This window comes from Brumimicrobium glaciale (assembly GCF_004152935.1).
Classification (GTDB): Bacteria; Bacteroidota; Bacteroidia; order Flavobacteriales_D; family Crocinitomicaceae; genus Brumimicrobium; species Brumimicrobium glaciale.
The window spans coordinates 342,988-356,562 of record NZ_SETE01000004.1; the positions used below are offsets into that span (position 1 = coordinate 342,988).

At 36.2% G+C, this 13,575-nt stretch carries 2 protein-coding genes; both read right to left on the bottom strand.

All coding sequences use genetic code 11. From position 1 onward, the window contains the following. Window positions 1-536: 536 nt before the first annotated feature. A complete protein-coding gene (locus ERX46_RS11280; protein WP_130093973.1) occupies window positions 537-7,457 on the bottom strand; it encodes an HYR-like domain-containing protein in 6,921 nt (2,306 codons plus the stop codon). 535 nt (window positions 7,458-7,992) lie between these two features. After that, window positions 7,993-12,978 (bottom strand): HYR-like domain-containing protein, encoded by a 4,986-nt coding sequence (locus ERX46_RS11285; RefSeq protein ID WP_130093974.1) that lies wholly within the window; start codon window positions 12,976-12,978, stop codon window positions 7,993-7,995. Window positions 12,979-13,575: the final 597 nt, after the last annotated feature.

Consider the following 13,575-nt stretch of genomic DNA (forward strand, 5'->3'; position numbering starts at 1 on the left):
TAATTTACAAATTGATCAGTATTTTTTATCTGAGCGAACAGAAAAAACATTGAAAAATTAAAAAATGAAAGCGGAATTATTTTTATAAAAAGCGTCATAGAAATAGTATTGTCTTAAACTATAGACGCTGAAAAAATCAAATAGTTAGTGCTTTAATAGATATTTAATTGTTTTGTCTCCAATTATCAGTAAATCTTATAATACAACAAGGGATTCCAACACTTTTAAAGTGATGATTTCTAAAGAAGTGAAGGGAATCAATTCAAATGATTAAAAGATTCAAGGATTAGAGGATTCAAAAATTCAAGGATTCAATGATTCAATGATTCAATGATTCAATGATTTAGCATTACCTAACTGACCCAATTCCTTCTGCATCTCTGAAACTGAAAAGAGAATTCTTTTTTATGATTTCCTAATCCATCATTTTTCATTCTTCATTTTTTTTAAAAATCCCTAAATCACCTTATGAAATCCAAAAAACTCACCATCCACCATTTTTCACTTTTCATTTTTAATTCTTCATTTTTAATTATTTACCTCAACAAATTAACACTCCCCACAATCTCCACATTCTCTCCATCCCTTATTTTCTTATAATATATTTTATAAAGATAAGTTCCTTCTGGCGCATAAATTGTTTGGCTTGAACCGTAAGAACCATCCCAACCATAAGCTGGATTATTGCTCTCGAAAATCAATTCTCCCCAGCGGTTATAGATCTGTAATTTGTATTCTAATGGTTCAAATCCAGAAGTAAATTGTGGCTTAAATGATTCATTGTACTGATTTCCATCTGGCGTAAATGTATTTGGAATGAAGTATATTAATTCCTCGAAAAATGGTAAATCCAAATTGAAAGTATCCTTACAACCTAAATTACTCGTTGCGACTAATTCCACATCAAAAATGAATTTTCTATTGATCTCATCTACCGAATATTCATGGGTTGGATTGATTGAATTGCTAAAATCTCCATCTCCAAAATTCCATTCGTAGTCTGTCGCTCCAATAGTTTCATTTGTGAAATCTGCAATGTTATAAATGTTTGTCAATTCTTCTGGATTTACAGTGAAATCAGCAATTGGGTAATCGTCGATACAGATGTAATCCGTAACAGTTAAATTATCGGTACAACCATTTGTTAATTCCACTTGCAGATTAACATCAAAACAACCCGCTTCGGTGAAAATAGGGTTTACGTTACAACCTGAAATTTGCTGACCACCATTTATGGTATAAACACATTGATTTCCAATTCCTGGCGAAGTACTAAATAAGTTGATTTCTTGTGGAGCACAACCAATTGTTCTGTTTGCTGTAAATGAGATATCTGGAGAAATAATTACTTCTACATCAACTTGGTCTGTGTTCACACATCCAAAAACAGATGTTCCGACTACGGTGTAAGTCAACAATCCTAAACTCGGAGTAAAAGGAACATTATCAACAACTCCATTGTCCCAAACATAATTATCTGCTCCACTTCCAGAGAGTGTAGTTTGATCTCCATCACAAACAGTATAATCAATTCCTGCATCTACAATTGGTAAAGGATTTATCGTTACTTGAACTTGATCTGTTGTGAAACAATTCACTCTTTCGGCAGTTACTGTGTAGGTTGAGATTCCGACTGGAGAAACAAAACCGACTCCATCCACGACTCCATTGTTCCATGAAATATTCGCACTTTCTGGATTAAAAGCTGTTAAAGTGATTATATCGTTTTCACATGCTGTAATATCGGTTCCCGCGTTTACAACTGGCGGAATTGGATCGGTTAAGGTCATGGTTACATTTTCTGTTGTACTACACGTTGAACATAATAATTCTGAGATTGTAAAATCAGTGTAAGTTCCTTGAACTAAACCAGTAATCGTATATTCTCCTGCTGCGTCCGTTGTAATTGAAATTACTGCTCCGCCATCATAATTCAACTCAAAATTAGTAGAAGGCGCAAGTCCTGAAAGTGTGATTGTTCCTTCGTTTCCATCGCATGTTGTCGGATTTGTGCTTGAGACTGTGAATGTTGGTGCAATCAAATCAATTGTAATAATTTGCGTTACGTTAATTGTATTTCCACAATCATCCGTTACGCTATAAATCCTTGTCAATTCCTCACTATTACATGTGTTTCCATCGGAAGTTTCTGACACGAAAGTAACCGTTGGATTTACCGTACAATTGTCTGCTTCGTCCGTTACCACCGCAATACTTTGTAATGGAACATCAGCTAAACAAGCTACTGTTATAGAATCTGGATTAGAAGCAGTTGGTAAAACATCATCGTTAATTGTAATCGTTTGAATAACATCAATATCATTTCCGCAATCATCAGCAATATTGTATGTTCTAGTGATGACTTCTGGGCAAGTATTCCCATCGGAAATATCGCTAACGTGAGTCACCGTTGGATTAGCTGTACAATTATCAGTTTCATCTGTAATTTTAGTAACATCAACAATTGGCACATCTCCAATACATTGCACTAAAGTATCATTTGGCGCTGTTCCTGTTGGATTGGTATCGTCGTTAATTGTTATTGTTTGCGTAATATCTGTATTATTTCCGCAATCATCGGCAATATTGTAAGTTCTTGTAATCACTTCTGGACAAGTATTTCCATCTGAAACATCACTCACAAAAGTAACTATTGGATTTGTTGTGCAGTTGTCCGCTTCGTCTGTAATATATGCAATATCAGAAGCTGGAACATCTCCTATACATTGAACCAAAACTGGAGCTGCTGAACCTGTTGGAGCAATGTCATCATTGATCGTTATCGTTTGAGTAACATCAATATTATTTCCACAATCATCGGCAATGTTGTAAGTTCTTGTGATGACTTCCGGACAGGTATTTCCATCTGAAACATCTGAAACAAAAGTTACTGTTGGAACCGCTGTACAATTATCTGCTTCGTCAGTGATTAAAGCTATATCTGCTGCTGGAACATCTCCAATACATTGAACTGCTAAATCTGCTGGAGCGGTTCCTGTTGGATTAATGTCATCGTTTATTGTAATGATTTGCGTGATATTGACATCATTTCCGCAATCATCTGCGACATTGTAAGTTCTTGTGATGATTTCTGGACAAGTATTTCCATCAGAAACATCTGAAACAAAATTTACAGTTGGATTGGCCGTACAGTTATCTGCTTCATCTAAAACTACAGTAATATCTGGCAACGGAACGTCTCCAATACATTGAACTGCAATTGGCGCTGCCGTTCCTGTTGGGTCAGTATCATCATTGATTGTTATCGTTTGAACTACATTAATGTTATTTCCGCAATCGTCTGCAATATTGTAAGTTCTAGTGATCACTTCTGGACAAGTATTTCCATTGGAGACATCTGAAACATGAGTCACCGTTGGATTTACTGTACAATTATCTGCTTCATCGGTGATTTCTAAAACGTTTGGTAATGGAACATCACCAATACATTGAACAGCGAGATCCATTGGCGCTGTGCCTGTTGGATTTGTATCATCGTTGATTGTAATTGTTTGGATTACATTAATGTTATTTCCACAAGCATCTGCAATGTTGTAAGTTCTTGTGATGACTTCAGGACAGGTATTCCCATCCGAAACATCAGATACGTGGGTAATAATTGGGTTTGTTGTGCAATTATCCGCTTCATCCGTAATTGCTGTGATATCAGGAACTGGAACATCTCCAATACATTGCACGGCTAAATCTGCTGGTGCAGTTCCTGTTGGCAGAATTAAATCATTAATAGTAATCGTTTGCGTTGAAGAAACTGTTACTCCACAAGTATCTGCTATCTGATAAGTTCTGGTAATGATTTCAGGACAAGTATTTCCATCGGATATTTCACTAAATAGACTAAAAGAAGTAGAATCAATTTCTCCTCCTGTTGGAATAGTTGCTGAACCTCCTGCTAAAACAAAAGCATCAAAGTCAGCATAAACAGGTTGTTGTGAAATTCCACAAGTTGCTGTTAAATCTGCTGGAGCAGTCATTCCAGTGATTGCAGGTGAAACGGTTATCATTACTTCATCTGAAGAAAAACAATTCGCACGTTCTGCAGTCACAGTGTAGAAAGAAATTCCAACAGGAGGAACAAAACCAACTCCATCTGTTACTCCATTATTCCAAGAAATATTTGCACCATCTGGATTAAAAGCAGTTAATACTAAGGTAGTTCCTTCACAAAGTTCTTGGTCTGGCCCTGCATCTATTAAAGCAGAAGCTGGATCATTCAAATTTAGAGAAATATTATTTGTTGTAGTACAAGCTTGGCAATTCCCATCTGAAACAGTAAAACCAGTATATGTCCCTGCTGAAAGTCCGGTGATTAAATACTCACCAGCTGCGTTGGCAGTAATAGGATTAGTTGCGCCTCCATCATAATTCAACACATAATCTTCGAATGGAACAAGACCTGAAAGAGTAATTACTCCATCGTTTCCATTACAGAAAGTTGGTCCATTACCTGAAACCGTAAATATTGGTGTGTAAGAATCAACTATGATTGCTTGACTAACACTAATACTGTTCCCACAATCGTCTGTAACGCTATATATACGTGTAATAATTTCTCCATTACATGTGTTAGCATCTGTACTTTCTGATACAAAAGCAACTGTTGGATTTACCGTACAATTGTCTGCTTCATCAGTTACCACTGAAATATCAACAAGCGGGACATCAGTTAAACATTGAACCGTAATTGGGTTTGGATTACTGGCTGCTGGATCAGTATCGTCATTAATTGTAATTGTTTGGTTAATGTTAATGTTATTTCCACAATTGTCAGCAATATTATAAGTTCTTGTAATCACCTCTGGACAAGTATTTCCATCTGAAACATCTACAACGTGCGTAACAATTGGATTTACTGTACAATTATCGGCAATATTGGTAATCGTAGTAATATCTGGCACTGGCACATCTCCGATACATTGAACAGCTAATGACGACGTTGAACCCGTTGGCGCAATATCATCAAGAATTGTTATCGTTTGAAAAACATCAATGTTATTTCCACAATTATCAGCGATATTGTAAGTTCTTGTGATGATTTCTGGACAAGTATTTCCATCTGATGCATCTCCCACATAAGTAACTGTAGGATTAATTGTACAATTATCTGCTTCATCTGTGACTACTAAAACATCAGCTATTGGAACATCTCCAATACACTGTACCGCTAACGCTGTTGGATTACTCGCTGTTGGCGCAATATCATCAATGATCGTGATTGTTTGAACAACGTCAATGTTATTTCCGCAGTTATCTTCTATATTGTAAGTTCTTGTGATGATCTCTGGACAAGAATTCCCATCTGAAACGTCTCCAAGGTGAGTAATAGTTGGGTTTACAGCACAATTATCCGCTTCATCTGTAATTGTTGTAATATCTGGTAAAGGAACATCTCCAATACATTGAACGACCAAGTTTGTTATGCTTCCTATTGGATCAATATCATCATTAATAGTAAAAGCTTGAGTTACATCAATATTATTTCCGCAATCATCGGCGATGTTATAAGTCCTTGTGATGGTTTCTGGACAAGTATTTCCATCTGAAACATCCGAAACATGCGTGACAATAGGATTTACAGTACAGTTATCAGCTTCGTCAGTAATTAAAGTAATGTCTGGAACAGGAATATCCGTTACACATTGAAATGCAAAATCTAAAGGCGCTGTTCCTGTAGGAAGGATATCATCATTAATTGTAAACGCTTGTGTAATGTCGGTGTAATTTCCGCAAACATCTGTAATTCTATATGTTCTTGTGATAACTTCTGGACAGGTATTTCCATCTGAAGCATCTCCAACATAAGTAACTGTTGGAATTGTAATGCAGTTATCTGCTTCATCTGTTATTAAGGTAATATCCGCTGCTGGAATATCTCCTAAACATTGAAATGCCATTGCTGCTGGTGCAGTTCCTGTTGGATTAATATCATCAATAATAGTTATCGTTTGTGCAACATCAGTGCTATTTCCACATTCATCAGCAATATTGTAAGTTCTTGTGATGATTTCTGGACAAGTATTTCCATCAGATAAATCTCCAACGTAAGTAACTGTTGGAGTCAAAGTACAATTATCTGCTTCATCCGTAATTACTGTAACATCTGGTAATGGAACATCTCCAATACATTGAACTGTTATTGGAGGTGCTGTTCCTGTTGGAGCCGTATCGTCAATTATCGAAATTATTTGTGTGACATCAATGTTGTTTCCACAATCATCAGCAATATTGTAAGTTCTTGTAATTATTTCTGGACAAGTGTTTCCATCTGACACCTCTCCTACATAAGTAACAATTGGGTTTGCAGTACAATTATCAGCTTCATCTGTAATGACTGTAACATCTGGCAATGGCAAATCACCAATACATTGAACTGTCATTGGTGGTGCTGTTCCAGTTGGATCTATATCGTCAATTATGGTTATTGTTTGGGTGACATCTATGCTATTTCCTGTATCATCGGCTATATTATAGGTTCGAGTAATGATTTCTGGACATGTGTTTCCATCTGAAACATCACCAACATGAGTAACCGTTGGTATTGCTGTACAATTATCTGCTTCATCAGTAATGGTTGCGATATTTGGAATTGGAACACCTCCAATACATTGAACTGTTATAGCTGCTGGAGCTGTTCCCGTTGGAGCTACACCGTCACTGATTGTAATTATTGCAGTACAAGTGTCATTCACTCCATTTGTATAAGTCACTTCGTAATTTTGAGGACTAGTCGCCATACAAAACGTTGTATCTGCACTATTGGCTATTCCATCAGAAAGCCAATCATAATAATAAAACGTGCAATTAATAGCTGAAATATTTACGTTATCAATTCCCCAGTGATCATATAATGCTCCAGATCCTACATTTTGAAACCATCTAAACTTAGTATTTGTTGTCTCTGCAAAAGTCGGAATTGTCACACAATACGTATTCCATTGTGTTAATATAGGATCAAACCCACCATTTGGAGACCAATATTCAATAGTTACCCAAGTTGCACCTCCGTTAATAGAATATTGGAAAAACACTCCTTCATTAGCTTCGTTTGGACCTTCACAATTCCCAGCACCAGCAGCACCTCCCTGAGTTGCATATTTCATTTCAAAACATACGTCACCTCCACAAGAAACATCAAAACCTACTGTTTCCATTTCTCTAGGTTGAGAACCTAATCCAAACCAAGCAGCAGCAGTTCCATCTGGTGGAGGTCCACAAGGGTTGTCATACATAATATTCACGTTTGAACTCCAACCTGGTCCCAAAGCTCCTCCATTAAAACTAGCATCTAAAGGGACTGTAAATGAACTCCCTACCGCGGTAAGGGTAAAGCAATCGCCACAATCGATTGCATTGGTTGGTGGTGTTATTTCAATAGTACATTGCTGAGCCGTACTAAATTGTGCATAAAACAAAACCGTTAGTAGTAAAAATTTTCTCATAAGTATTTTTCATAGATCCCATAAGTGTTCAAAAAAGAAATCAAACTGGACTATCCTTAGAGTTTCCGAATTCGTTTTGCTCCTTAATTTCTAATTAAAAAGAATCTTATCTGGAAGTAAAACTAACGATTTCAATGTAAAACCTATTATGAAATGGAATTTAAGTTAATAACTTAAGAAGAAATTCTTGTTAAACTAAAAAATTATAGTAAAGAGTTATTGCTTAAAAGCAAGGTAGTACTGATTATTTAATTATTGTTCCGCCAGTTATCGGACAAGTCGGTTAAAGCCATGTCTATACCTAAATCAAATAGTGAAATCTCATTCCTGAAAATTCAAGGATTCAAGGATTCAATGATTCAAGGATTCAAAAATTGAATGATTTAGCATGACCTAACTGACTCAACTCCTTCTGCATCTCTGACACTGAAAAGAGAATTCTTTATTATGAATCCCTAAATCTCCTCATGAAATCCATAAAACTCACCATTCAACATTTTTCACTTTTCACTTTTCATTTTTAATTCTTCATTATTTACCTAAGTAAATTAACACTCCCCACAATCTCAACATTCTCTCCATCTCTTATTTTCTTGTAATATATTTTATAAAGATAAGTTCCTTCTTGTGCATAAATTGTTTGACTTGAACCGTAAGAACCGTCCCAACCATAAGCTGGATTATTGCTTTCAAAAATCAATTCTCCCCAACGGTTATAAATCTGTAATTTGTATTCTAGCGGTTCAAATCCAGAAGTAAATTGTGGCTTAAATGACTCATTGTATTGATTTCCATCTGGTGTAAATGTATTTGGAATGAAGTAAATCAATTCCTCAAAAAATGGTAAATCTAAATTGAAAGTATCTTTACAGCCTAAATTACTCGTTGCGACTAATTCCACATCAAAAATGAATTTTCTGCTAATCTCATCCACTGAATATTCATGCGTTGGATTTATTGCATTGCTGAAATCTCCATCTCCGAAATTCCATTCGTAGTCTGTCGCTCCAGTAGTTTCATTTGTGAAATCTGCAATGTTATAAATGTTTGTCAATTCTTCTGGATTTACAGTGAAATCAGCAATTGGATAATCATCGATACATATGTAATCCGTAACTGTTAAGTCATCGGTACAACCATTTGTTAATTCCACTTGTAGATTGATATCATAACAACCCGCTTCTGTGAAAATAGGGTTTACGTTACATCCTGTAAACTGTTCCCCACCATTAATTGTGTAAATACATTGATTTCCAATTCCAGGCGAAGTACTAAATAAGTTGATTTCTTGTGGAGCACAACCAATTGTTCTGTTCGCAGTAAAAGATACATCTGGAGAAATAATTACTTCAACATCCACTTGGTCTGTGTTCACACATCCAAAAACAGATGTTCCGATTACAGTATAAGTAACTGTTCCTAATGTTGGAGTAAAAGGAACATTATCAGTAACTCCATTGTCCCACAAATAAGTAGTTGCTCCACTTGCGGCCAAAGTTACCTCATCTCTATCACAAATTACTTTGTCAATTCCTGCATTCACAATCGGTAAAGGATTTATAGTAACTTGAACTTGATCTGTTGTGAAACAATTGACCCTTTCGGCAGTTACTGTGTATGTCGAAATTCCGACTGGGGAAACAAAACCAACTCCGTCCACTACTCCATTGTTCCAAGAAATATTAGCTGCATCTGGATTAAAAGCTGTTAAAGTGATTATATCATTTTCACATGCTACAATGTCAGATCCTGCATTTACAACAGGTGGAATTGGATCAGTTAATGTCATGGTCACATTGTCTGTTGTACTGCAGGTTAAGCATGTTCCTTCAGTGATTGTAAATCCAGTATAAGCTCCTTGAACTAAACCTGTGATTGTGTATTCTCCAGCCGCATCAGTTGTGATAGAAAAAGCAGTTCCACCAGCATAACTTAATTCATAATTGAAACTTGGTGCTAATCCAGAAAGTGTAATTGTACCTTCGTTTCCATCGCAAGTTGTCGGATTTGTGCTTGAAACGGTAAAAACAGGATCAAATAAATCAATAACTATTATTTGAGTCACGTTTCTAAAGTTCCCACAATCATCTGTAACGCTATAAATACGTGTAATTTGTTCTCCATTACAAGTGTTTGCATCCGTTGCTTCTGATAAAAATGCCACGGTAGGATTTACTGTACAATTATCAGCTTCGTCGGTTACTTCTGTAATATCTGTCAAAGGAACATCAGCCAAACAAGCTACAAATATTGTATCTGGATTACTTGCTGTTGGTAGAATATCGTCATCAATTGTAATGGTTTGAATAACGTCAATGTTATTTCCACATTTATCTTCAATGTTATAGGTTCTTGTGATGACTTCCGGACAAGTATTTCCATCTGAAACATCACTCACATGAGTCACAGTTGGAATTGCAGAACAGTTGTCGGCTTCGTCAGTGATTGAGTTAACGTCTACAACTGGAACATCACCAATACATTGCACTAACGTATCATTTGGCGCTGTTCCTGTTGGTAAAATAATTTCGCTAATTACAATTTGTTGCGTACACGTTAAAGTCACGCCACACGTATCTGCAATTTGGTAAGTTCTTGTAATTGTTTCTGGACAAGTTATTCCATCAGAAACTTCACTGAATAAAGAAAATGAAGTTGAGTCAATTACTCCTCCTAAGGGAATAGTTGCAGAACCTCCAGCGGTAATAAATTCTTCAAAATCAGCATAAGCAGCTTGTTCGGAAATGTCACATGAAGCGGTTAAATCTGCTGGACAAGTAATGTCCGTAATTGCAGGAGAAACGGTAATCATCATTTGATCTGAAGAATAACAGTTCACACGAACAGAAGTCACGGTGTAAAAAGTTGTTCCAACAGGCGGAATAAATCCTACACCATCCGTTACACCATTATTCCATGAAATATTTGCATTTTCAGGATTAAAAGCATTTAAAACTACAGTTGTTCCTTCACAATATTGAGCATCTGGCCCAGCATTTATAATAGCCGCCGTTGGGTCATTGATGTTTATGGAAACGTTTTCAGTAGTTGTACAAGAAGAACAATCACCATCTGAAACAGTGTAATTCGTATAAGAACCAGCTGGAAGTCCTGTAATAACATATTCACCCGCAGCGTTTGTTACAAATGGGATAACTCCTCCTCCATCATAACTCAAGTCATAATTATAGTTAGGTATAAGCCCTGAAATAGTTATAAACCCATCACTTCCATCACAAGTTGTTGTCCCTGTTCCTGAAACTGTGAATGTCGGCGTATAAGAATCGACAGTAATTGTATGATTCACAGTTATGCTATTTCCACAATCATCTGTCACGCTGTAAACTCTTGTAATTTCTTGGCCATTACACGTATTTGCATCTGTACTTTCAGAAACAAAAGCAACCGTTGGATTTGTTGTGCAATTGTCCGCTTCGTCTGAAACTACAGAAATATCAACAATTGGAACATCTGCTAAACACTCAACAGTTGTAATAATATCGCTTGCTGTTGGCAGGACATCATCGTTTATTGTAAATAGTTGTGTGACATCAGTGTTATTTCCACAATCATCGGTAATTCTATAAGTTCTTGTAACAAGTTCAGGACAGGTATTTCCATTTGAAGCATCACCAACATACGTCACAATGGGATTCACTGTACAATTATCAGTTTCATCAGTAATCAAATTAACATCTGGAGCTGGAATATCTGTAAAACATTGAAATGTCAAATCTGCTGGAGCAGTTCCTGTTGGACTTATATCATCATCAATTGTAATGACATGATACACGTCTTTGAAATTTCCACAATCGTCAGTTATTCTGTATGTTCTCGTAATGATTTCTGGACAAGTATTTCCATCAGATACTTCTCCGACATAAGTAACAACGGGATTTGCAGTACAGTTGTCTGCTTGGTCTGTTACCACTAAAATATCTGCAGCAGGTAAATCGCCAATGCATTGGACTGAAATAGGGGTTGGATTACTGGCAGTTGGTTTAATAGTATCGTTTATCGTAATTCTTTGTATTAAATCAATGCTGTTATTACACCCATCAGTTACTCTGTATTTTCTTTTGATTATAGCTGGACAGGTGAACCCACCAGAATTGGTAGAAACATGAATTACTGTTGGGGTTACAGAACAATTATCTGTCACTCCCGTAACTGCGCTTACATCAACTGGTGGCACTTCACTTATGCATTGAACAAATAAATCTACTACCGTTCCGGTTGGATCAATATCATCATAAATTGTTATGGTTTGGGTTAGATCAGAAAAGTTTCCACAATCATCAGTAATTCTATAAGTTCTAGTTATAATTTGGGAACACCCACTACCAATTATAGCGTCAGAAACAAAGGTTACGATTGGGTTTGCTGTACAGTTATCAGCTGCATCTGTTATTAAAGTAACATCAGCCGCTGGAAAATCTTCAATACACTTAACCGTTGTATCTGCTGGAGCTGTTCCAGTTGGCGGAATAGTATCATTAATGGTGATAAACTGAACAACATCAATATTATTTCCTGTACTATCTGAAATATTGTATGTTCTGTTGATTATTTGAGGGCAAGTATTTCCATTTGAAATATCCCCAACAAAAGTTACAGTAGGATTAACAGTACAGTTATCTGCTTCATCTGCAATTAAATTAACGTCTGGTAAAGGTACATCTCCTAAACATTGTACAAAAATTGCAGCAGGTGCTGTCCCGGTTGGGGGAATAGAGTCAATTACTGAAATCGTTATTGAAGCTGTGCATGAATCGTTTATTCCATCAGTGTAAAGTACTGTATATGTTTCGTCAGAGTTTCCAAGACAAACGGTCGTATCAGCATTGTTAATCGAACCATCCTCAAGCCAATCAAAATAATAAACCCCGATAAGTTGACTAGCAATTTCAATATTATCTAATCCCCATTGGTCAAATTGATTACCTGATCCTACATTTTGATACCATCTAAATTGGGTATTCGGTCCCATGGCTCCTGGTGGAATGGTAACACAATACTGATTCCAAGTTGTTAACATCGGATCGTACCCGCCATTCGGAGGCCAATATTGAATTCCTATCCAATTTGCGCCACCATTTATAGAGTATTGAAAAGCAACACCTTCTGTTGGGGAATCTGGTCCATCACAACCACCTGGTGCACCTTGCTGACTAAATCTCATCTCCCAACAAACATCTCCACCACCTGATACATCAAAAACCTGGGTTTCTAAACTCCTAGGGTTTGCACCTGCGCCAAACCAACCTGAAGCACTTCCATCCAGTGGCGCTCCACAAGGGTTTGAATAATCCAGAAAAACATTTGAAGACCATCCAGGACCCAAACTCATAGAATTAAAATTCTCAACTAACGGATATGCAATGGCTGTTCCAACTGCGTTGAGTGTAATGCATTCCCCACAATTAACGTTTGTTGATGCTGAATTAATGGCAACAGTACATTGACCAAGAGTAACTTGCGCAAAACAAATTACCGTAAATAACAAAAGAAAGATTCTCATAAATAATTTCGTTGAAATATATTAAGATTAGATATAAATCTTAATAATGCCACGAATTTAGAGGAAAATATTTTATTTCCCGCTATCTCTCTACTCCTTTACTTAGAAAATTAAAATGAAATGTGGCATTACGAAATCATTGGAAGATTTTATAGAATTAAAAACAACTGACTACCAATTGATTAAAAACGCTCAATTCTAATCATCGTCATCTTTTTTATTGATGATACTTGAATTATAAAAACTTTAAAAAAAATAATAGTCCAATTTTGCAAGCTCTTTTCATACCTATAAAGAGTAAACTGTAAACCATTAATACCAGCAAGATCCCTCATTAAAATTCATTTTCAACAAGTTCGAAAAATAATTTTAGTGATTGAAGGACTCTTCAGGTGGCGGAGAGCTTTTGTTGGAGAGCTAAGCCTGTGTGCGTTGTATTACGTCAAGAAATGTTGTGTAAAGGTTATGAAAGTGATAGTAAAACCATCAACATTGTGATGATTATTAGAACTGAGCCATAAAAGTTATCCAGAAAAATATGGTTATATATGATTTTGTGTGGGTAGTTTTAAAATCTATGGTTTTAATTGAAGCTAA